The sequence below is a fragment of the Pseudomonas sp. M2 genome (genome assembly GCF_015751845.1).
Lineage (GTDB): Bacteria > Pseudomonadota > Gammaproteobacteria > Pseudomonadales > Pseudomonadaceae > Aquipseudomonas > Aquipseudomonas putida_E.
In genome coordinates, this window is sequence record NZ_JADOUD010000001.1 from 929280 (window position 1) to 950802 (window position 21523).

19 protein-coding genes are annotated in these 21523 nt (G+C 55.3%); 7 read left to right on the forward strand and 12 right to left on the reverse strand.

Features of this window, described 5'->3' with window-relative positions; genetic code table 11:
* Positions 1 to 31: 31 nt before the first annotated feature.
* Entirely contained in the window at positions 32 to 1222 is a 1191-nt protein-coding gene (locus IWW33_RS04465) for a benzoate/H(+) symporter BenE family transporter (protein ID WP_046786624.1), read from the forward strand.
* 103 nt (positions 1223 to 1325) lie between these two features.
* Here IWW33_RS04465 and IWW33_RS04470 read toward each other — a convergent pair whose 3' ends face one another.
* Positions 1326 to 3266 carry a methyl-accepting chemotaxis protein gene (locus tag IWW33_RS04470; protein WP_196914217.1) on the reverse strand — a complete coding sequence of 647 codons (1941 nt, stop codon included), beginning with the start codon at positions 3264 to 3266 and terminating at the stop codon, positions 1326 to 1328.
* 201 nt (positions 3267 to 3467) lie between these two features.
* Positions 3468 to 4229 (reverse strand): SDR family oxidoreductase, encoded by a 762-nt coding sequence (locus IWW33_RS04475; RefSeq protein WP_196914218.1) that lies wholly within the window; start codon positions 4227 to 4229, stop codon positions 3468 to 3470.
* A gap of 337 nt (positions 4230 to 4566) precedes the next feature.
* Here IWW33_RS04475 and IWW33_RS04480 point away from each other — a divergent pair, with 337 nt between their 5' ends.
* From IWW33_RS04480 to kdsA, 3 genes are all read left to right on the forward strand, one after another.
* On the forward strand, positions 4567 to 5568 hold the full coding sequence (locus tag IWW33_RS04480; protein ID WP_196914219.1) for an NADP-dependent oxidoreductase: 1002 nt from the start codon (positions 4567 to 4569) through the stop codon (positions 5566 to 5568).
* A 136-nt stretch (positions 5569 to 5704) separates the two neighbouring features.
* Positions 5705 to 6544, forward strand: coding sequence for a lipopolysaccharide kinase InaA family protein (locus IWW33_RS04485; RefSeq protein WP_196914220.1), 840 nt, complete (start codon positions 5705 to 5707; stop codon positions 6542 to 6544).
* 36 nt (positions 6545 to 6580) lie between these two features.
* Positions 6581 to 7423 carry a 3-deoxy-8-phosphooctulonate synthase gene (gene kdsA, locus IWW33_RS04490; RefSeq protein ID WP_012313334.1) on the forward strand — a complete coding sequence of 281 codons (843 nt, stop codon included), beginning with the start codon at positions 6581 to 6583 and terminating at the stop codon, positions 7421 to 7423.
* Between the two features lie 129 nt (positions 7424 to 7552).
* Here kdsA and IWW33_RS04495 read toward each other — a convergent pair whose 3' ends face one another.
* Positions 7553 to 7816, reverse strand: a complete 264-nt coding sequence (locus IWW33_RS04495) for a DUF3077 domain-containing protein (protein WP_196914221.1) — start codon at positions 7814 to 7816, stop codon at positions 7553 to 7555.
* 13 nt (positions 7817 to 7829) lie between these two features.
* Positions 7830 to 8111 (reverse strand): hypothetical protein, encoded by a 282-nt coding sequence (locus IWW33_RS04500; RefSeq protein ID WP_196914222.1) that lies wholly within the window; start codon positions 8109 to 8111, stop codon positions 7830 to 7832.
* Positions 8112 to 8598: 487 nt separating this feature from the next.
* Here IWW33_RS04500 and IWW33_RS04505 point away from each other — a divergent pair, with 487 nt between their 5' ends.
* Positions 8599 to 9489: a glycosyltransferase gene (locus IWW33_RS04505; protein ID WP_196914223.1), complete on the forward strand. Its 891-nt coding sequence runs from the start codon at positions 8599 to 8601 to the stop codon at positions 9487 to 9489.
* Here the strand turns inward: IWW33_RS04505 and IWW33_RS04510 are convergent.
* The gene (locus IWW33_RS04510) at positions 9486 to 10682 is read right to left on the reverse strand and encodes an O-antigen ligase family protein (protein ID WP_196914224.1); all 1197 of its coding nucleotides are present in this window, start codon (positions 10680 to 10682) and stop codon (positions 9486 to 9488) included. The two genes, IWW33_RS04505 and IWW33_RS04510, sit on opposite strands and share 4 nt — an antisense overlap.
* A 98-nt stretch (positions 10683 to 10780) precedes the next feature.
* Positions 10781 to 11482 carry an orotidine-5'-phosphate decarboxylase gene (gene pyrF / locus IWW33_RS04515; protein ID WP_196914225.1) on the reverse strand — a complete coding sequence of 234 codons (702 nt, stop codon included), beginning with the start codon at positions 11480 to 11482 and terminating at the stop codon, positions 10781 to 10783.
* 180 nt (positions 11483 to 11662) lie between these two features.
* On the opposite strand from pyrF, the gene IWW33_RS04520 reads away from it, so the two are divergent.
* A complete protein-coding gene (locus tag IWW33_RS04520; protein WP_012313328.1) occupies positions 11663 to 11830 on the forward strand; it encodes a DUF2897 family protein in 168 nt (55 codons plus the stop codon).
* A gap of 51 nt (positions 11831 to 11881) precedes the next feature.
* On the opposite strand, the gene IWW33_RS04525 is transcribed toward IWW33_RS04520, so the two are convergent.
* Positions 11882 to 12214, reverse strand: coding sequence for a ComEA family DNA-binding protein (locus tag IWW33_RS04525; protein WP_196914226.1), 333 nt, complete (start codon positions 12212 to 12214; stop codon positions 11882 to 11884).
* A gap of 358 nt (positions 12215 to 12572) precedes the next feature.
* On the opposite strand from IWW33_RS04525, the gene IWW33_RS26885 reads away from it, so the two are divergent.
* Complete coding sequence (locus tag IWW33_RS26885; protein ID WP_196914227.1) at positions 12573 to 14537, forward strand: acyltransferase family protein; 1965 nt, start codon at positions 12573 to 12575, stop codon at positions 14535 to 14537.
* Between the two features lie 54 nt (positions 14538 to 14591).
* Here the strand turns inward: IWW33_RS26885 and IWW33_RS04535 are convergent, their stop codons facing one another.
* From IWW33_RS04535 to IWW33_RS04555, 5 genes are all read right to left on the reverse strand, one after another.
* Positions 14592 to 16589: a nucleoside-diphosphate sugar epimerase/dehydratase gene (locus tag IWW33_RS04535; protein ID WP_196914442.1), complete on the reverse strand. Its 1998-nt coding sequence runs from the start codon at positions 16587 to 16589 to the stop codon at positions 14592 to 14594.
* Positions 16590 to 16726: 137 nt separating this feature from the next.
* The gene (locus IWW33_RS04540; RefSeq protein WP_196914228.1) at positions 16727 to 17743 is read right to left on the reverse strand and encodes a glycosyltransferase family 4 protein; all 1017 of its coding nucleotides are present in this window, start codon (positions 17741 to 17743) and stop codon (positions 16727 to 16729) included.
* 2 nt (positions 17744 to 17745) lie between these two features.
* A complete protein-coding gene (locus IWW33_RS04545; RefSeq protein WP_196914229.1) occupies positions 17746 to 18696 on the reverse strand; it encodes an SDR family oxidoreductase in 951 nt (316 codons plus the stop codon).
* The gene (locus IWW33_RS04550; protein ID WP_196914230.1) at positions 18693 to 19877 is read right to left on the reverse strand and encodes a glycosyltransferase family 4 protein; all 1185 of its coding nucleotides are present in this window, start codon (positions 19875 to 19877) and stop codon (positions 18693 to 18695) included. Before IWW33_RS04550 ends, IWW33_RS04545 begins: the two co-directional genes overlap by 4 nt.
* A complete protein-coding gene (locus IWW33_RS04555; protein WP_196914231.1) occupies positions 19874 to 21523 on the reverse strand; it encodes a heparinase II/III family protein in 1650 nt (549 codons plus the stop codon). The genes IWW33_RS04550 and IWW33_RS04555 overlap by 4 nt, the downstream gene beginning before the upstream one ends.

The window sequence follows — 21523 nt, forward strand, 5'->3', positions numbered from 1 at the left end:
AACTGCTTACACATGGACAAGGACTTACCCCATGACCGATGCCACCTCCGCACGCCTGCGGCCCCTGGCAGACAGCTCAACGTCGGCCGTCGTCGCCGGTTTCATCGCCATGCTCACCGGCTACACCAGCTCGCTGGTGCTGATGTTCCAGGCTGGCCAGGCCGCCGGCCTTTCCACGGCGCAGATCTCGTCGTGGATCTGGGCCCTGTCCATCGGCATGGCGGTCTGCAGCATCGGCCTGTCGCTGCGCTACCGCACGCCGATCACCGTGGCCTGGTCGACGCCCGGGGCTGCGCTGTTGATCACCAGCCTGGGCGGGGTCAGCTACGGCGAAGCGATCGGTGCCTACATCACCTGTGCCGTGCTGGTACTCATCTGCGGCCTGACCGGCAGCTTCGAACGCCTGGTCAAACGCATCCCGGCATCACTGGCCTCGGCATTGCTGGCCGGCATCCTGTTCAAGATCGGCAGCGAAATCTTCGTCGCAGCGCAACACCGCACGCTGCTGGTGCTGGGCATGTTCTTCAGCTACCTGCTAGTCAAACGCCTGTCGCCGCGCTACTGCGTGCTGGCAGCGTTACTGGTGGGCACAGCGCTGTCCGGCGCACTGGGTTTGCTGGACTTCAGCAGCTTCAGGCTGGAAGTGGCCACACCGGTGTGGACCACGCCCAGCTTCTCGCTGGCCGCGACCATCAGCATCGGCATTCCACTGTTCGTGGTGGCCATGACCTCGCAAAACATGCCGGGCGTTGCCGTGTTGCGCGCCGACGGTTATCAGGTACCGGCTTCGCCATTGATCTCAACCACCGGCTTTGCCTCACTGCTGCTGGCCCCGTTCGGCTCGCACGGCGTCAACCTGGCGGCCATCAGCGCAGCGATCTGCACCGGGCCGCATGCCCATGAAGACCCAAGCAAGCGCTATACAGCGGCAGTGTGGTGCGGGATTTTCTACGGCATTGCCGGGGTGTTCGGCGCCACGCTGGCGGCGTTGTTCGCTGCGTTGCCCAAGGAGCTGGTGTTGTCTATTGCGGCATTGGCGCTGTTCGGCTCGATCATGAATGGCCTGACGGTGGCCATGAGCGAGGCGCGCGAGCGGGAGGCAGCGCTGATTACCTTCATGGTGACGGCGTCGGGCTTGACCCTGTTTTCGATCGGGTCTGCATTCTGGGGGATTGTAGCGGGGGTGGTGACCCTGCTGATTCTCAACCCGCGCAGGGCCTGACCGAAGGGGTGCCGTACCGGCCCCATCGCCGGCAAGCCGGCTCCTACAGTTACACCACATGCCTTGAAATCAGTGGGGTTCCTGTGGAGGCCGGTACAAACGATCACAAACGAAAATGCCCCACCATCCCCTTAAGGTCACTGCCCAACTGCGCCAGCTCGATACTTGACTGCGCATTACCCTGCATTGCCAGCGCCGCCTGGTCGGCACTGCCCCGAATCTGCGTGACACTGCGGCTGATCTCTTCAGCCACCGAACTCTGCTGCTCTGCCGCCGCGGCAATCTGCTGGTTCATCTGCTGAATCAACGACACCGCTGCCGCAATACTGCCCAGGGCACTTTCGGTTTGCAGCGCATCGGCCACCGCCAGGCGCACCAGGTCGGTACTGCCACGGATCTGCGCCACCGACTGCTGGGCATTGCCGCGCAGGCTGGCAACCAACCGCTCGATCTCCTCGGTCGACTGGCGGGTACGCCGGGCCAGCGCCCGCACCTCATCGGCCACCACGGCAAAACCACGCCCCTGCTCGCCCGCCCGCGCCGCTTCGATGGCGGCATTGAGCGCCAACAGGTTGGTCTGCTCGGCAACGCTCTTGATCACTTCCAGCACATCGCCAATGGTGTGGATCTCGGCGCTCAGGCTGTCGATACCGGCGCTGGCCGCATCCGCCGCCGCCGCCAGTTGCTCGATACGCTGCATGCTCTGGCGCACCACCACCTGGCCCGAATCGACCTTCTCGTCAGCGGCCTGGGCCGCCAGTGCCGCCTCTTCGGCATTGCGCGCCACATCGTGCACGGTGGCGGTCATCTGCTGCATGGCGGTCGCCACTTGCTCGGTCTCCTCCTTCTGGCTGCCCACTTCGCGGTTGGTCTGCTCGGTTACCGCTGACAGCGCCTGGGCACTGCCAGCCAGTTGCTCGATACCCTGCTGCAGGCCGCTGACGATGCCCGACAGCCCGGCAGCCATCTGCTGCATGGCCTGCATCAACTGGCCCACTTCATCGTTGCGCGCAGCTTCCGCGTCCAGGCTCAACTCCCCGGCAGCGATACGCTGGGCACGGCCAATCACCCGTTTGAGCGGGCCGACCACCGCCCGCGTGATCAACCACCCCGCCAGTACCCCCACCAGCAGCGCCAGGCCGGTAGCCAGGGCGATGGCCACGGCATTACGCGTCAGCTCAGCCTGCATCGCTTGCTCGTCCGCCGCATAGGCCTGATCGACCCGCTGCGTGGCCTGCTCGGCACGCGCCTGCAGTTGCGCCTTGATACCGTGCTCTTTGCCGAGCAGGTCGGTGTATTCGTTGAGTTTGTCGGAGAAGCTGGTGATATGCCCCTGCACCTCGCCCAGCACGCTCTGGTAGCCCGCATCGCCGACCGCCGCCTTGAGCTGCTCGACCAGCCCTGCCGCCTCAACTGTCTGGGCGATGCGCCCTGCGGCTGCGCCCTCCTCGCCTTTGCGGCTCTGGTCCAGGCGCACGCGAGCCTCGTCCATGGCCTGCAGCATCAAGCGGGATACCTGGCTCACCTGCGCAGCCTGCTCCAAAAACTCCCCGCCTTGCTGGCCTTGTGACTGCTTGAGCGTGTAGGTGCCGTCATCGGCCAGGCCGGCCTGCAGTACATCCAGGTTGTTGGCCACGCTGGAGACCGACCAACTGGCCATGTCCAGCGCCAGCTCCTTGGCCTGCACCGCTTCGACAAAGGCTTCGAAGGCCTGGCCATACGCCGCCAGGTCCGCTTCGGCCGCCGCCAGTGCCGGCAGGCTAAGGGCGCGTTCGCTGAGGTTGTGCAGGCCGCTGCGCAAGGCCTCGGCCTCCTTGATATCGGAGCGCAGGGCAAAGGCCTGTTCGTGCTGGCGCAGTTTGAGCAGGTCGGTATTGAACTGGCCCAGCTGGCGCAGGCCACCGAAATGCTGGCCGACGCTGTACAGCGCGGCAATGCCGATGGCTGCCACCGCCAGGGTCAGCAGCAATACCAGGGCAAAGCCCAGGCCCAGCTTGCGGGCCATGCCCAGGTTGGCCAGAAAACCCTGCCTGCTCGCCTCCATACGCCGCCCCCTTGCTCTCAGAGTTTGCAAAGGCCAAGCGTGGCAACGATTGCGTTGAACTCACAAGGGCTTGAGGGCGCAATAGTGTCAAATAGCTATGAGCGTGTCGTAATCAGCTTGCTGAAGGTCGCCCCGCATGTGAAAGAAAGGCCAGAGCACGGGAACCCTGCCCATGAGCGACATCGATGCGCCAAATGCAGGTCAGATAGCCGTAGCCCCACCATCCACCGTCAGGCTATGCCCGGTAGTGAACGCAGCCCCATCACTGCACAGGTACAGCACCGCACTGGCGACTTCCTCGACCTTGCCGATGCGCCCGACCGGGTGCATTGCGGCGGCGAACTCGGCCTTGCGCGGGTCGGCCTCGTAGGCGCGGCGGAACATGTCGGTATCGATCACCGCCGGGCACACCGCATTCACCCGGATGCGCTTCTTGGCATATTCGATGGCCGCCGATTTGGTCAGGCCAATCACCGCGTGCTTGGACGCGCTGTAGATGCTCATCTTAGGCGCCGCGCCCAAGCCTGCCACCGAGGCAGTATTGACGATTGCCCCGCCGCCCTGGGCCAGCAACAGCGGCAGCTGGTACTTCATGCACAGCCACACCCCTTTGACGTTGACGCCCATGATGGCGTCGAACTCAGCCTCGCTGCCCTCAGCCAGGCGGCCCTGCTCGATTTCGATACCGGCATTGTTGTAGGCATAGTCCAGGCGACCGTAGGCCTGAATGACCTGCTCATGCAGCCGGCGCACATCAGCGTCACGGGTCACGTCACAGGCCACGAACAGCGCCTGGCCACCGGCCTCGTTGATCAACGCTGCGGTGCCCTCACCACCGACCGGATCAAGGTCGGCTACCACCACCTTGAGCCCCTCACGGGCAAACGCCAGAGCCGTCGCCCGGCCGATACCCGCCGCACCGCCAGTGACCAGTGCTACCTGGCCGGAAAAGGTCATGCTCATCGAATGCTCCAATCATGGGTGCAACAAAGCGCAATTTTTTAATGTGGGAGCCGCGCTTGCCGGCGATCGAGCGCGCAGCGCTCGCCCCGGCCTGCAGGCATTTCTCAACGCCCGAAACAAAGGGCCATTCCACAGCCCATCGCCAGCAAGCACGGCTCCCACAAATGGTTTGCAGCAGCCTTTGGCTTCTGCGCTCAGAGTCTAGTCAGCCTGCCAACCCACTGTGCAGCATCATCAAGCCAGCGGTTGGGCTATCATGCCTACCAGTGATTTTGCAGACCTGTTGTCATCACCACGTTAAATTGACCCCTCTGCTCCTGCCCACAAGGACCCCGCCATGACCCAGACCAACCGCCGCTTCCTGCTGGCCAAACGCCCGACCGGCGCCGTACGCCGCGACGACTTCACCTTCGAGACAGTGCCCACCGATGCCCCCGCCGAAGGCCAGATCCAGGTACGCAACCTGTACCTGTCGCTGGACCCGGCCATGCGCGGCTGGATGAATGAAGGCAAGTCGTACATCCCGCCCGTGGCACTCGGCCAGGTAATGCGCGCCCTGGGTGTAGGCGAAGTGGTGGCCTCCAACCACCCCGACTTCAAACCCGGCGACCATGTCAGCGGCGCGCTCGGCGTGCAGGACTATTTCACCGGCGAGCCCCAGGGCCTGCACAAGATCGACCCCAACCTTGCCCCCCTGCCCCGCTACCTCTCAGCCCTGGGCATGACCGGCATGACCGCCTACTTCGCCCTGCTCGATGTCGGCCAGCCAAAAGAAGGTGACACCGTGGTCATCTCCGGTGCTGCCGGCGCCGTGGGCAGCATCGTCGGCCAGATTGCCAAGATCAAAGGCTGCCGCGTCGTCGGCATTGCCGGCGGCGCGCAGAAATGCCAGTACCTCAAGGATGAACTGGGGTTCGATGGCGTCATCGACTACAAAGCCGAAGACGTGCTGGCCGGCCTGAAGCGCGAATGCCCCAAGGGCGTTGACGTGTACTTCGACAACGTCGGTGGCGAGATCCTCGACGCCGTGCTCACCCGCATCAACTTCAAGGCCCGCATCGTCATCTGCGGCGCGATCAGCCAGTACAACAACAAGGAAGCAGTCAAAGGCCCGGCCAACTACCTGGCGCTGCTGGTGAACCGTGCGCGCATGGAAGGGTTCGTGGTGATGGACCACGCCAAGGAGTATGGCAAGGCCGCGCAGGAAATCGCCGGCTGGCTGGCCAGTGGCAAGGTCAAGAGCAAGGAGGATGTGGTGGAGGGGCTGGAGACGTTCCCAGAAACCCTGCTCAAGCTGTTCAGCGGGGAGAACTTCGGCAAGTTGGTGTTGAAGGTTTGAAATACTGGGGCCGCTCACGCGGCCCCTTAGCACATTTCAATGTTAAGTATCGTTAAGAACCTGTACGAAAAATGTGAAAAAACTGTAGTATTGGATCCATTATTTATGGCTATTTGATACTACAAGGAATGAAGGTGTGGTTGGCGATTCACAGATCTGGCAAAACGAATACCCCCACACTCTGCGCCATCGCGACACCACCTTGCACCTTCAAGCCCCTATTGCCCAGCATACCCGGCAAGCCTTCGAACGACTGATCGAGCAGAGCGCCAGTGCCAAACGGGTCAGCGCCCCTCTTGAATGCTCCCGAAGCCTGCTGTTCACCAAACGCGAAAAGCTCGATTCGTTGAAAAAGAAGCTGCGCATGCAGCGTGGCCGGCCCAAGCGCAACGGCATGTACGACTGGTCCCTCGAAGAACTGATCAACACCCGCGAAGCAGCCCGGCGGGGTGCGCGGGTGCCCAGGCTGGTCGGCTATGGCTACAGCCGCTCCCGGTTCGGCCTGATGCAGGACTTTTTCCTCATCACAGAATTACTGAGCGGGCACGAGGACGGGCTGGCAAAAGTGCGCAAAAAGCCAGAGGCCGTGCACGGGGTGATCGCGGCAGCGTTCGAACTGCTGCATGCCCTGCACTGCCAAGGCGTCACGCACATGGACCTGTGGGCGGCCAACGTCATGCTCCCGGAAGAAGGACAAGCGCAGGCCATCGACCTGGAGAACAGCTTCTCCGGGCCCACGGCCTACATGAGCGAAACCTTGGGCTTTCAGTTCGGCTTTTTCTACTACCGAGAAATTTACCGCTATATAACCGAAGCGGACTATGATGCTGCGGTAGAATACGCACTGGCCGAGTACTTCCCTGATGTGCAACGCGCAGCCTTCAACCGGGTGTACGCGCTTGCCAAGCATGAGGAAATCGGGCGCCTGGAGCGCCGCGAAATCTTCACCAGCGGTGTACTCGAAAGTCGTTGGTAGAGCGCCATGGCTACCCCAGACTTCATAGAGTAGAAAATGATCAAGATCACCCAGAACATCGAATGTTCCAATGCCGCCCCGTTCGTGCTGTTCGGCGGCATCAACGTCCTTGAGTCCGAGGACCTGGCCCTTACAGCCTGCGCCGAATACGTGCGGGTTACCGAGAAGCTGGGCATTCCTTACGTGTTCAAGGCCAGCTTCGACAAAGCCAACCGTTCCTCGATCCACTCCTACCGTGGCCCGGGCATGGAAGAAGGCCTGCGCATCTTCGAGAAGGTCAAGGCCGAGTTCGGCGTACCGATCATCACCGACGTGCACGAGATCTACCAGTGCGCGCCAGTGGCCGAAGTGGTCGACGTGCTGCAGCTGCCTGCCTTCCTGGCCCGCCAGACCGACCTGGTGGTGGCGCTGGCCAAGACTGGCAAACCGGTGAACATCAAGAAGCCTCAGTTCCTGAGCCCTTCGCAGATGCAGAACATCGTGCAGAAGTTCAAGGAAGCGGGTAACGACCAGTTGATCCTGTGCGACCGCGGTACCTGCATGGGCTACGACAACCTGGTTGTGGACATGCTGGGCTTTGGTGTGATGAAGCGCACCTGCGATGACCTGCCGATCATTTTCGACGTAACCCACGCCCTGCAGAACCGTGACCCTTCGGGTGCTGCTTCTGGTGGCCGCCGTGAGCAGGTGGTTGACCTGGCCCGTGCCGGCATGGGCGTTGGCCTGGCTGGCCTGTTCCTGGAAGCCCACCCGAACCCGGACCAGGCCAAGTGCGACGGCCCAAGCGCCCTGCCGCTGGACAAGCTGGAGCCGTTCCTGGCGCAGATCAAGGCGCTGGATGACCTGGTGAAATCGTTCCCACCGCTGGTTATTGGTTGAGTCGCTGAGTGATTTGAAAGGGCCGGTACGCGCGCGCGTACCGGCCCTTTTTGTTGGCTTTTTGCGGCTTGCCTTGGGTGTTGCCGCGTGAAGGAAATCGAGTACCCGAAGATTCTGTGACAGGCAGCCTCAGCCTTTCATCCCCAACTCCGCATCATCCATCAGCGCCTTGGCCATCGCGCTCAGGTAATGCGCTGCCCAAATCATCATCGGCTTCTCATCCATCAGCCCAACGATGGTCAGCTCGCGCACATACCCCATCAACTCCGAAGCCTGCTCGCGGGCGTCCTGGCAAGGTATACCCGGCTCGATGCGGAACAAGGGATGGCTCTGGTGCTCACCCTGAAAAAACGTGGTCACGCCTGCTGTGACATGGGTAACGTCTGCAGTCATTGCCGATTCCCCCTCAGTGCAGGCTGTTCGTACGCTCCAAGGCCAGCGACAGCGCATCCGACTGACCCCAGGCAATCTGCATGGCCCGCAGCCCGTTTACCATCAACTCCCGGGTGGCCTCATCCTCGATCGCGTAGAGGGCCATGTGGCAGTGGTTGTAGGCCAGCATCAGGTAATGGGTGACGTTCATCACTACGTGATCGATCGGCACGATGCGCTCGCTGATGGCGCTGGAGAGGGTCTTGTCGGAGGGAAGGTCGAAATTATGGGGTGGATCCGGGACGATCTTTTTCATAAGCAACTCCTGGGTGGGTACGTAGGAATTGCCACCAACGTTTTCCATGCGTTGAGGCGGCAACTGTACGCGGGGTGGAAAACCGGACACCCAGGACCCGGCAGGCCAAGAGGCCTCCCGCGCACAGCTGCCATTACGACAGCGTTCTAGGTGATAACCGGGTTTCCACACCCGCATCGCTGAATATCAGCGACCCAAGAAGCCTAAAGGGCAGTGTTTCCAGGAACAATCAGACGCGTGTCGACAGAACATGTAGGGTATTTCCTCAGGCGAGGCATCACCAGTCCTGAGTCGTAGGAAATATCTGAACAAATCGCAGGATCCTCCCTACGTATAAGCCTGCAACACGCTATCGTATCCCTCAAGTGCCCCTTCCATTAGAATGGCCAATACCTGCATAAGATGCTGAATTGCCATCACTTTAGAAAAACCAGCAGGTAGCCTGCATAGAGGCGTCAAAAGAACGGATCAAAGCTAGGGGTTTCACATGTGTTCTGAGAATCACGGCGTTGCTGACACACCGTTGGTGACAGTGATCATCGCGTCCTACAACCACGCGCGCTACATCGAAGCAAGCATCAACAGCGTCATCAACCAGACCTACAAGAACATCGAGCTTCTGGTGGTGGACGACGGCTCCAAGGACGAAAGCCCAGCAGTGCTCAAGCGGCTTCAGGAACAGCATGGCTTCGATCTGCGCTTCCAGGCCAACCAGGGCCTGGCACGCACCCTCAACGACGCGATAGCACGCTCCAGGGGCGACCTGATCGTGCCTTTCGGCTCTGACGACATCATGATGCCCCACCGTATTGCCACCCAAGTGGAGTACATGAACGGCAAGCCTGAAGTGGGCATCTGCTCGGCCAACATCGAAACCATCGACCAGGACGGCAACGTGATGGGCGCCCGCGAGCAACGCAACCGCAACCTGCCCTTCCGCCGCCTGGACTTCGACGACCTGTTCCTCGACCGCAAGCCAGGCCCAATGGCAGCCACACTGATGCTGCGCCGTGAGGCGCTGGAAAAAGTGGGGGGGTTCAATGCCGATATCCGCCTGGAAGACGTTTATATCGAACTGTCGATCGCACGTGCCGGTTATTTCATCGACGTACTGGGCGAGGTACTGGCGCAGTACCGTGACCACCCGACCAACACTTTCAAGAACGGCCGCTTCATGGTGGACAACGTGCTGCGCACCTTTGCGGTGTTCAGCGACCACCCGCAATATGAGCAGGTGTGCATGAGGTTCCGTAACTCCATGGTGCTGAAGTACGCCAACCGCGACAAGGCATTGAGCCGGGAAATACTTTCGCAAATCCCGCTCAAGTACTGGAACCGCAAGACCTTGCGCGGTATATGGCGGATGGTCTGCTCTTAAGCAGACCGGCTGCGCTTCCAGTGGATCAGTGATTGCCCGTAGACCAAAGCCATCGGGATCCAGATCAGGAACCAATGCTCCTTCGGGCGCGACATGAAGGCACTGCCTTCGGTCAGGCCCGAAACGAAGCCGAAGATCAGCCAGGTTGCCGCAACGGTGACAGCGGGGTACTTGCGATAGACCCAACTGAAATAAAATGCCAAACCGTAGAGCACCATCCAGAGGAAGAGGCCCACGATGCCACCGGCGTAAAGAACGCCCAATTCGATGTTATGTGGGTCGGCGAGAGTCCCAGCCCGGCCTGGAATTATCACTGTCATCGGCGAATCGAACCCGTGACCCAGCCAAGGATGCTCACTGATCTGGCGCAGCGCATCCATCCAGATCGCTGGTCGCCACGACATGCCACGCTGCGTAATCGCTTCGGGATAGATTAGCGCTACATAGATCAATGCAAGAGCCAACACTCCAACTGCAAGCCCAGCACGTCGACGATCACCAACGATAAGCAACCAGCCTAACGCACCCGCCAGACCAATCAATGGCGTCCGAGAACCGGTTGCAAGGATCGCTACCCCTAGAACAGCCAGGCAAATCAGCGGTATCAGGCTGAGTACGCTGCGGGCCTGGAACCAAGACGCCAACCAGAATGCCGCAAACGCTCCAAAGACATGCGCTGTGAGCAATGGGTTGTAAAGCGCTCCATAACCCACCAATCGCCTACCAGCGAAAGCTGGGTTGTTGTAGAGAAAGAAAAATAACGACATCCCCGCTGCAATTGCGACGACAATGGCAGCGTAGCGCGTCCATTGCTCAAGCTGACCTGGCGAACGCAGGCTGATCATACCAGCCGACAGCAACAACATTGCGATGTACAGAGGCCGCTTGAGCAAGCTGCTGGTGGAGTTATCGGTGTCTGACCAAGCGATGCTTAAAAGCGTATAAGCGCTGAAGGCCAAGAAGGCTAAAAAAAGTGGGTTGAAAACCAGAGGCCTCAGAATCTCTCGGTTCTTGACAAGCATCACAAGCGTGGGCACCGCGAGGAAGATATAGAAAAGCTTGTGATAGACAGTACGATCCCAAGCCCAGAACATACCAGTAAGGACGATGAACCATCCCACTGGAAGTAGGTAGTTAGAGATCAGACTTCCAAAACGCTTTGCTGGTTTGTCTATCGGAAAATCAATCGACATCTAGCTTACTCATGTAAAGGATTCTTCCCTTCTTTTCTGCAAGACTTCAACCGCTAGAAGTCGCAGTCCTTGGGGCTAGAGCTACAGAGCAGCTCACTTTAACCGCGAATCTCTGCAACCACCGCCGCCAGTGCTGCTGCCGGGTCTGACGCCTGACTGATGGGCCGCCCGATCACGAGGTAGTCCGAGCCTGCATCCAGTGCCTGGCGTGGGGTCAGAATGCGACGCTGGTCATCCTGGGCACTGCCGGCTGGGCGAATGCCTGGCGTCACCAGTTGCAATGATGGGTGTGCAGCTTTCAACGCCGGAGCTTCCAAGGCCGAGCACACCAAACCGTCCATGCCAGCCTTCTCGGCCAAGGCAGCCAGGCGCAGCACCTGCTCTTGAGGGTCTACATCCAGGCCGATACCGGCCAGGTCTTCACGCTCCATGCTGGTCAGCACGGTCACGCCAATCAGCAATGGCTGAGGGCCGCTGCGCTTGGCCAGCACTTCGCGGCAGGCCGACATCATGCGCAGGCCACCGGAGCAGTGCACGTTGACCATCCAAACGCCCATTTCGGCCGCAGCCTTCACGGCCATGGCGGTGGTGTTGGGGATGTCATGGAATTTAAGGTCGAGGAACACCTCGAAGCCTTTCGCGCACAGGGTTTCGACAATTCCCGAAGCGCTGCTGGTGAACAGCTCCTTGCCAACCTTCACCCGGCACAGTGCGGGGTCGAGCTGGTCAGCCAGCTTCAGGGCGGCGTCACGGGAGGGGAAATCCAGGGCGACGATCAGGGGCGTCTGGCAGGCGGACATGGTCGGGGTCTCTTGGTAATTCGTAAACGGCGCGCATTGTAAACGAAGTCGCCACGCCTTGGGGGCCAGAGGCCATTAGAATTGGCCCGGCGGGGCACCCCTCCTATAATTGAACCAACGGGCAACGCGGTCGCTCAAAACAGGTACAAGCGAAGCCTCACAGCTCATAGGAGAACGACAATGCCCTGGTATGCCTGGCTGATACTCATCTTAGCCCTTGGCTCGATCGTGGGCGGGTTGATGATGTTGCGCGATACGGCGAAGAAACTGCCCTTGACCGATGAGCAACTGAAGAAGGTACATGAGCGCAATGCCGAGGCGGATGCCAAGGATGCGCAGGACAGGTAGGTTGCAGGCTATGACGCCGGGGCAGGCACCACGCCGCCCCGGCCCACTCCCCTACTCCACCGCCAATTTGTCCCGATTGCGCTCCATCAGCGCGTTGCCAATCCCTTTGATCTCCAGCAATTCATCCACTGAAGTGAACGCACCGTGGGCCTCCCGGTAAGCCACAATGGCCTCGGCCTTGGCCTTGCCTATACCATTGAGCTCCTTCTGCAAGGTCAGCGCATCGGCGGTATTGAGATTCAGCTTGGCTGGGGAGCCAGGCAACTGGGTGACCATCGGTATCGGTTCCTTCGGTACATTGGCCGTAGCAGGCGCCGCGCTGATCGAAAACGACAGGCCGGCAAACAGCGGCAGCAGCAGATAAGTGAGAACGGTATTGCGCATGAAGTTCACTCCTGTGAATTGAGATTGAGTGCAGCAGGCTCCTTGGCTGCTCACTAACGCTAGCGGGTCGCACGTTACTTACCAAGTGCTTGCAGCGTGCGAATGGTTACCAGATTAAACGTCGCAGAATGTTGCATGCGAGCCGGTACACCCGAAATGGTGTGGACACCCTCCAGAATCTCGAGAGGGCATAGCACGCAGCAGCCACTGCAAAAATCTGCCTCCCACCTGCTACAAGCCACGCAATGAGCATGTACGCTTTTTACCCTGATGCCGATAAATTATCTCAAATCCTATAGAGACTTGGCGCTGGCAACAGTATCATTAAGAAACATAAATTCTTGTATGCGAACACATAGTGCACAAAGAACAAATCGCTGGATCTGAGAACACGCACACAAAGGTACTCGAGTATCGTCCCGACATCGACGGGCTACGTGCCATCGCCATTTTGTCAGTCATCATATTTCATGCATTCCCGGAATATTTACCGGGTGGATTTGTCGGGGTAGATATATTCTTCACGATATCTGGATTTCTGATTTCCTCTATAATTTCGAAAGCAATTGAACAGAATCGGTTCAGCTTAAGGGAATTTTATGCCCATAGAGCCAAAAGGATTCTTCCAGCGCTCATAGCCGTTCTGCTTATCTGCTATGTTTGGGGTTGGCTTGCTTTAACGCCACCAGAGTTTTCTCAACTCGCTAAGCATATCGCTGGAGGCGCCGGATTTGTGCAAAACGCAATACTCTGGAATGAATCCGGCTATTTCGACACCGCATCTGAACTTAAACCGCTGATGCATCTGTGGTCCCTTGCTATTGAAGAACAGTTTTACTTGCTATTCCCCATAGTTATTTGGCTAAACTGGAAAACCAAGTTAAAATCAAGCATTTCAATAGCAGCACTTTTGCTAATCTCACTCAGCCTGAACCTGCAACTGATCAATACCGATCCAGTGCAGACTTTTTTTTCACCGGCCACTAGGGCTTGGGAGCTCTTAGCAGGCGCGTTACTCGCACAATTAATCAGGAATCCTGCTCCAAACCTCCAACACCATCTAGTCAGCAATCAGCGAATACAAAACTTATTTAGCACAGTAGGATTGTTACTGATAACCGTCTCAATATTACTGATCAAGGATGGTGAAAAATTCCCGGGGTGGAGGGCTATATTTCCTGTTTTAGGCACTTGTCTGTTAATCGTAGCTGGCACTCGGGCCTGGGCAAATCGAACACTCTTGTCATCGAGCCCAATGATAGCAATCGGGCTAATTAGTTACCCACTATACCTATGGCATTGGCCCCTATTGTCCTTTTCCAGGATCGCTGAGGGAGCCTCCCTGTCTAGTGCAACTCGTATGTCAATCGTTTTAGCCAGCTTCTGTCTAGCCGGGCTAACTTACAAACTTATCGAAAAGCCAATACGATTCGGCGAAAAAAAAGCCTGGAAGACCATTTCTCTGGCGGCAGTGCTTGCTGCCACAACCGCATTGGGCTACGGCACCTACCACCAGAAAGGGCTTCCCGAACGTTTCCCAAAAATTTATCGCGAATTAGCTACATTCAAGTATGAATATAAAGCTGGCTATCGTGAGGGGAGCTGCTTTTTAACACCCACTCAGAACTCATCAACGCTTGAAAAATGTGAAACTACAAACGAAAACGGAAACAAGAAGCCTATACTTTTCTTATGGGGCGACTCGCATGCGGCTCACCTGTACCCTGGCTATAAAGCCAACTACTCTGACGACTATGAAATTCGCCAGCGGACCGCGTCGGGGTGCCCTCCCATCGTCGGTATGGAAATCGCCAGCCGTCCATTTTGCCGCAGCATTAATGATCATATCTTAAATGAAATCCAAAAAAACAAGCCGGAGCGTGTCGTACTCGCAGGCATCTGGAATAATTACGAATGGAGAAAATTACAAACAACGATAATTCAACTACATAGTATGGGCATAGCCCAAGTTGACCTAATCGGTCCAGTCCCTCAATGGAAGGACGGGTTACCCAAGCAGCTACTACTAAGCGTTGAACACTCAACGATAATTAGCGTACCCACACGATTAAGACAAGGGCTAGTCCAAGCAGCTTTTAAAACCGACAAGGAGATGTCAGATTATTTTAAGAAAGCCAAAGTTAATTACATTTCTCCTATTGATATTTTCTGCAATGCGAATGGCTGCATGACACGCACAGGGGAAACCGCGAACACTTTGACTGCCTGGGACTATGGCCATTTAACCACACAAGGTTCGAAGTATTTAGTTTCCCATATACAAAAAATGATAGCTGATCGCGCCCAAGACCATAACATGTGAGCAGAAAAAAATTGGCTACCAGCAATCCTTGAAATACTGGTAGCTGCAGATCAATTAAATCTCAGACCGACGCTGCTGATAGACCCAGTCGACGATTTCTCCATCAGGTGAATAGCCACTAACGGACTCTCTCAGCAGTTGGCGCACACGGCTGAAATCTTCATTAGAAACCGCCGAAAGCAATTGTTCTAATCGGGCTTTTAACTCTTCCCAACTGAGATAGTCTTCCGTTGCCGTCATAATCATTGGGTGGCGGGTGGGTGCCACATTATCGCCAATCAATAATTCTTCGTATAGTTTCTCCCCTGGTCGGAGCCCAGTAAACTCGATAGCAATATCACCATTGGGGTTATGCTCTGAACGGACACTCAAACCGGAAAGATGAATCATTTTTTCAGCTAGGGCCGCTATGCGTACAGGTGACCCCATATCCAACACAAAGACGTCCCCACCCTGCCCCATTGATCCTGCCTGAATTACTAACTGCGCAGCCTCAGGAATAGTCATGAAGTAACGTGTGATTTTGGGGTGAGTTACAGTTAGCGGTCCGCCAGCCTTAATCTGCTTATGAAACAATGGAATAACCGAACCGGATGAGCCAAGTACGTTACCAAACCGCACCATAGTGAACCGCGTCTTATTGACTCGCGCAACATTGGCAGAATCCCCGAACAATACAGGTGCCAACTCACAACTCAGTGCTTGAAGTGTCATTTCAGCCAAGCGCTTCGTGCTTCCCATCACATTTGTAGGCCGCACAGCCTTATCGGTGGAGATCAGCACAAAGTTAGAGACATTCGCCTGCAGGGCAGCTTGAGCGGTATTTAAAGTACCGATCACATTATTTAAAACACCTTCTGCAATATTATGTTCCACCATTGGGACATGCTTATACGCAGCCGCATGATAAACCGTATCCACATGCCACATGACCATGGTATCGAAAAGATGCTTTTGATTACGTATCGAACCAAGGAATGGTATAAGACGCACCGGTAAGGATTCCCTGGTAATGCGTTGCTCAAGCTCACTACAAATGCTGTAAAGGTTATACTCACTATGCTCAAAAAGTAGCAGAGTAGTTGGTTTAAGGAGGAGTATTTGACGACATAGCTCTGAACCTATAGATCCACCAGCACCAGTCACCATGACCACTTTCCCGGTGATGCAGTGCGCCAGTAAGTCATTCTGAGCAGGGACCGCATCGCGGCCTAATAGGTCTGCAATATCGACCTCTTGGATGTCATCTACTTTGACTCGACCACTTGCGAGATCCATGAAGCTAGGGATACTCCGAACGTGCAAGGGGAAATTTTCCAGATACCCAAGCACTTCACGACGACGTGCGCGGCTACTAGAAGGGATTGCAAGCAACACCTGCTCCGCTCCAGTCACATCGATCATTCTCTGGATATCCTTGGCGCGAAACACTTGCAGGCCTGCAATCACCCTATCAGCAACACCCTCGTCGTCATCAATAAACGCCACCGGACGCATGTCACGCCCAAGCCTGAGGGCTGCGAGCAATTGGTTACCGGCGGCGCCGGCCCCATATATAGCAACCTTAGGTAACCCATTATCGCGATTGCTGAATGGCACGTGCTGAGCGGCGGCAAACCAGTCACCGAGAAAATATTGCCTCATGATCAAACGAACCCCGCCGATCATGATCAGACTCAACCACCAATAGTTGAATATGATGGAACGAGGCACAACGGCCTTGTGGCTACCATACCAGTAGACAACCAGAGCCAGCAGCAAAGCGGAAAGGCTAACAGCCTTTACGATGGTGATGAGCGCATCATTTCCAAAATAGCGCATCACTGCCCGATACATACCGAAACGGATAAAAATCGGTATACTCGCAAGCGGCGCAGCAGAGAAAAGCCACAAATGGGTCTCGATCGGATTGATCATATCATCAATCCCAAGGCGCACGACAAAAGCTAGCCAAAGGGCCAGCCAGACGAGCAGAAGATCAGCGCATACTTGCAACCCTCGCTTGTAGCGACGGGGCAGTGCCAGCATACGTGCTCTCAATCTATCCATAATTTCAATACATCCTCAGCTTCTACGACACGGGCATTGTCTAGCTAGCGTGCTCATTCGGTGGGCAGAGTGAAGCAACATCACCGCCGATTCACGACCACTGCAACCACCACCATTCTACATACACAGCAGCTGACCCATTAGCGCTTTTCGAGCTCACCTGCGCGATATTTGATCGCAAGCAATACCAATGGAGCGTAGGCGATGACAAGCCCTGCTACACCGTCGAGCCACCCAGCTGCCACACAGGCAGCCAATGGCAGTAGCCAGATCAAGTTGATCGAAGCAACAGTCAAAGTAACTGGAAGGTGACGACCGTATTGCCGGGACGCAAACTGATATGCATGGCTTCGGTGCGCTTCATAGACCTTGTCACCCCGCAACAGACGGCGCATCAGCGTAAATGTAGCGTCGACAATGAACACACCCAAAAGGATGATCCACCCCCACAACAGCTGAGGCGAGAGCCAAGCGGCTTGCAGCGAGAGGATACCTAGGATGACACCGAGAAAGCCGCTACCTGCATCCCCCATGAAGATACGGGCTGGTGGGAAGTTCCAAAACAAAAAACCGAAGACCGCAGCGGCTAATATCAACGGGGCAAACACCCCCTGGTGTTGACCACAAACGATATAGAGCAGTGCACCGCCTATACACACACTAATTGCTTCAATACTAGCTATGCCGTCAATGCCGTCCATGAAGTTGTACAAATTCAATAACCAAACCAAATAGACAGCTGCTAGAAAATGCCCTACGGGTCCTAGATCAACGGTGTACCCAAACACCTCAAGTGCCGGCATACCACCAAGCCACCACAGCGCCCAAGTGGCAGCAGCAAAATGTCCTAGCAATCGCCAACGGGCTGCAATGTGGCCGTGATCGTCTAGAAAGCCTAGAACAGCGACACCTAAACCCGCGCCAAAGAGTGCCCATGTAACATTCCACGGTAGATGGCCCCCCAATGACAACAATGGCAAGACCATGAGGAAGCTCACCACGATGGCGACCCCCCCTCCTCGCGGCGTAGGCACTGCATGGGAGCTGCGTGCGTTAGGCACATCCATCAAGCTGCGAGCGAGAGCGTATCGCCTCAAACCACCTGTCAAAACCAATGACAGCGCGCTGACGATAGGCAAGTAGAGCCAAAAGTCCATTGTTATCGACGCTCCAGAAAATTGCGGGCAGTCTTGCCCAAGGCTTCATCAACACTGATTGGCGGCTTCCAGCCCAACAATGCACGAGTCTTCTCAATATCAACCTGCAGCGAACCACAAAGTCGTTGGGCAATGGCAGGCTTACCCAGCAACCGCGCAGCAAGGTTTAGCAACCACACGGGTACAGGAAGCAAGCGTGCGGTCTTACCCAAAGCCTTCGCGGTACGCTTCATCAATTGAGTCGTTGAAAGATCTTCACCATCACTCACCAAAAAAACCTGGTTCGCAGCGGCTGGATGAACTGTGCAAACTGCAATGAGATCTACCAAATTATCCAAAGCAACCATGCTTCGCTTGTTTGAAATAGCTCCCAATGGCAGCGGAATACCTTTTGACAACCAAGCCATCATGCTCTGGAAGTTTGCCTTGACTCCAGGCCCATAGACTAATACCGGGCGAATGATTACCACATCTAGGTTAGTTTCCGATGCCAGAGCGAGCAGTTGCTGCTCGGCTTCGCATTTAGAAACGCCGTATGGGTCTTGAGGAGCAGCAGTGTCGTCCGCCGAAAAAGGGTGTCCCAATTGGGTACCTTCTCCGTTAACTTTTATGGAGCTGATGAATATGAATCGCTTCACACCGACACGGGCAGCGCACCGTGCAATATTAAGTGTGCCGTCAACATTGATCCTCCTGAACTCCATCAATGGATCTTGGGCCAGGTCATTCATGACGTGAACACGTGCAGCGCAGTGAACCACAACATCCTGCCCATTCAAGGCAGAGCTCCAATCATAGGTAACCAAGTTATCAAAAGGCACCAATGCAACATCTTCAATGTAGGATTTGTTAGTCTCCCGAATTGCAGCAGTAACACGATGCCCATCGCTCTGTAGCCGAGACGCGATAGCTCGACCTACAAAGCCGGTGATACCGGTAACGAATATATTCATAACGATTTACTTTTTATTAGCGAAATGAAGTCTTCTGCCAGTGCCTGCATTATTTTGCGACGTGCAAAGCGTTCAACAAACTCATGCCGAGGCGCTGTCACTATGTTTAACGCGGCAAAGGAGCGCTCGGCCTCTTCATCATTGCAAGGACTAAATACTGCAACGTTCGGAATCTCATCACGAATAAATTGAGCTGAGTAGCCAGCTACTCCAGCCCATATGGGCTTCCCTAACGCAGCGTACTCAAACACCTTTGAAGGAAGCACCTTACGAAACGCATCATAATCATTCAAATGGAGGAATAGCACATCAGCCTCCTGATAGGCTGAAATTAAATCCTTCCTGCGTATAGGCGGCTTTATTTCAACATTTGTTGCCCGAGTTTCAATGACAGCTTGTTCCAACTGCTTTTTTCGGCCGCCATCGCCAATACAAATGAATTTAAGCCTACCTGCAAAACGATTGGCAAGCTGAGGTACGATCATGTGCAAACCTTGACCTTCCCCCATATTACCTGCATAAAGCACAGTGATTACCCGATTCTCGCTCTTGCATGAGGATACAGGTTGAGCGTTGATAAACTCGTCATCTATACCATTGGTAAAAACAACGAAGTCGCCCTGTGGGTATCTCGCTTTAAAATAAGGCAAAAAACCAGCCGAAACTACGTTCACTCGAGCTGCTGCGCGAACCGTAAGACGCTCTATCAGCGAAAATACTGGCTTGAGTATCCAAGTAAACTTGGCAGGTAGTACGTCTTTGATGGTATCCACAAAAATATCGCGAATATCCAAATACAACGGGCAACCAATACGCTTCGAAACCACGGCACCTAAAGACGCAGTCATCAAGCGCGAGGATGTCGCGTAGACTGCTTGATACCGCCGATCACCTACAAGGCTAAGCACTCTCTTTGCGTAGCCTAGAAAAGCGCGAGATTGATCAAACATACCGCTATTATGCTGAGTCAGCGGTACACGATGAATAGTAAGCCGTGGCAATTCTTCGATCAAAGGCGCGTCTAATGAAAAACTGCTATAACGGTTGGGTTGGGTTGTAATGACATCAATACTAGCATCAGCAGGCAACTGATCAAGCAGCGCACGCACCAAAGCCGTGGTACGAAACGAGCCAGCTGATAAATCTGGCTGAAAATAAAAGCTTAGTAGCAAAATCCTCACATTAAACTCCAGCGAATTCGGGTAACTAGTGAATTCTTTGTAAAAGAAGCCTCAATACAGTAATTTTCTGTTGATCTACCAAATTCGGGATGCCAAGTCGAAGCAACCAGTCGCACATCATCAGCGCCAATGAACTGGATGTGTACACGCTGCTCCGATCCAAAGCAAGCTACTATTCCATCTTTATCTTCTCGGATTTGCACATCAGGATGGATGAAAAATCGAGCGACAGCCGATACATTCTCTCCAGTCACGGTGTCTACTATGTTCAATTGGTCGCGCGTGAACGTCCAGGAACGCTTATGTAAAGGCCTACGAGGTAAGCGACAATACCCGTCGTGACTGGCTTGTACGACAATCGATGAAGGCAGTTTTTCAAACCTCTCCAACATTGGCCGAGCGCGTCTGGCTACACGAAATCCTGCCCATACCTCCGAGGAATTTTGGCCTTCCACTTGAACGGTACTGTGTGCAGAAGTGCTACGCTGACGCTGCCTCTCCTGGTCCTCCCCATATTGCGAGGTACCAGAGTTAACGATAAAACGACGCCCAAAAATACTTAGTTCGAAGCTCAATGTGTCGGCGTGCGCATGGCCCGGCTGATAATCAGGACCAACTTCCGCTACATCCAGCAGTGCTTTAAACCCTTGAACCGGAGAAACAACCACATAGCCAGTATTCGAATTAAATCTGGCCTGCTCCGTAGATACTGCCGGCAGAGCTATACCGAGGTGATTCGCGTAGTCCAAGAGTTGAGAGTATTTAGGGGCGATGCCGAACGCCGAATCGTTGAAGAAGGAGATTTCTCCATCGGGGTGCAGCATGCTCTCCAACCAAATCAGGCCACGTACAACTACCTCCCGCCACACCGGCAGTCTGGCCTGTAAAGCTGGTAACTGGCTGCATTGCGCTAGCTGCACGAGGTCACACATATCCCAAAGCAATGTAGCGTGGTACATGGGTGATAGTTCGAAATGACCACCATCTTGAAGAAACTGCTCTGGAACCTGTCGATCGATGATATGCAGGCCCTTAGACAGCCAGCGATCCCCAGTATCTCCTGAAAAATAAGCACCCGAGAACACCAACGCTTTACCATTGGCAAAAATATGGTTTCCCAAGATATGATATTCAACTTGCTGAGAAAGGGCGTCAACTTGGACACCCAAACCATCAAGAAGATATTGACCTGAAGCTGGATTGAGCGCGCTCCATTTGACCAAGTTTACGATTCTTAAAGACAATGGATAGGGCTCCCACCCTTCCCCAGAGAAGGATGGATTGTTATCGTTCCACTTTTGAATTAACTTCTGGGCTAACTCCTGTCGTTGATCGATACCGCGAGCATTTAAATCATCGAGATAATGCAAGTTGTAAAGCCACAATTTGCTGTGCTTACCGGCTTGCCAATCAGCCTTATCACGCACTACACCTGAAATGCCCAGAAAAGTGAAACTCTCTGCATCTCGTGTCGACAGATCTAACCACGGTATACTGCGCCAGGTTGAGGCCCACGTGCGGGTGAATAGAGGTCCTACGTGACGGCGTCTAATCCGAAAATAGCGGTAGTACAACCGATAAAAAACCTGCTGTATCTTTAAGTACCGCACGGTGTGGTAAAGCCGGATAAGTTTGCGAAATTGCAT

What these genes read in the sequence shown, in the direction of transcription:
- IWW33_RS04470 (WP_196914217.1), bottom strand. Translation starts at nt 3,266, where the DNA reads ATGGAGGCGAGCAGGCAGGGTTTTCTGGCCAACCTGGGCATGGCCCGC.
- IWW33_RS04540 (WP_196914228.1), bottom strand. Translation starts at nt 17,743, where the DNA reads ATGGACTTTTGGCTCTACTTGCCTATCGTCAGCGCGCTGTCATTGGTT.
- IWW33_RS04495 (WP_196914221.1), bottom strand. Translation starts at nt 7,816, where the DNA reads ATGACTGCAGACGTTACCCATGTCACAGCAGGCGTGACCACGTTTTTT.
- IWW33_RS04480 (WP_196914219.1), top strand. Translation starts at nt 4,567, where the DNA reads ATGACCCAGACCAACCGCCGCTTCCTGCTGGCCAAACGCCCGACCGGC.
- IWW33_RS04520 (WP_012313328.1), top strand. Translation starts at nt 11,663, where the DNA reads ATGCCCTGGTATGCCTGGCTGATACTCATCTTAGCCCTTGGCTCGATC.
- IWW33_RS04525 (WP_196914226.1), bottom strand. Translation starts at nt 12,214, where the DNA reads ATGCGCAATACCGTTCTCACTTATCTGCTGCTGCCGCTGTTTGCCGGC.
- IWW33_RS04510 (WP_196914224.1), bottom strand. Translation starts at nt 10,682, where the DNA reads ATGTCGATTGATTTTCCGATAGACAAACCAGCAAAGCGTTTTGGAAGT.
- IWW33_RS04475 (WP_196914218.1), bottom strand. Translation starts at nt 4,229, where the DNA reads ATGAGCATGACCTTTTCCGGCCAGGTAGCACTGGTCACTGGCGGTGCG.
- IWW33_RS04505 (WP_196914223.1), top strand. Translation starts at nt 8,599, where the DNA reads ATGTGTTCTGAGAATCACGGCGTTGCTGACACACCGTTGGTGACAGTG.
- kdsA (WP_012313334.1), top strand. Translation starts at nt 6,581, where the DNA reads ATGATCAAGATCACCCAGAACATCGAATGTTCCAATGCCGCCCCGTTC.
- IWW33_RS04545 (WP_196914229.1), bottom strand. Translation starts at nt 18,696, where the DNA reads ATGAATATATTCGTTACCGGTATCACCGGCTTTGTAGGTCGAGCTATC.
- IWW33_RS04555 (WP_196914231.1), bottom strand. Translation starts at nt 21,523, where the DNA reads ATGCAATTTCGCAAACTTATCCGGCTTTACCACACCGTGCGGTACTTA.
- pyrF (WP_196914225.1), bottom strand. Translation starts at nt 11,482, where the DNA reads ATGTCCGCCTGCCAGACGCCCCTGATCGTCGCCCTGGATTTCCCCTCC.
- IWW33_RS04500 (WP_196914222.1), bottom strand. Translation starts at nt 8,111, where the DNA reads ATGAAAAAGATCGTCCCGGATCCACCCCATAATTTCGACCTTCCCTCC.
- IWW33_RS04465 (WP_046786624.1), top strand. Translation starts at nt 32, where the DNA reads ATGACCGATGCCACCTCCGCACGCCTGCGGCCCCTGGCAGACAGCTCA.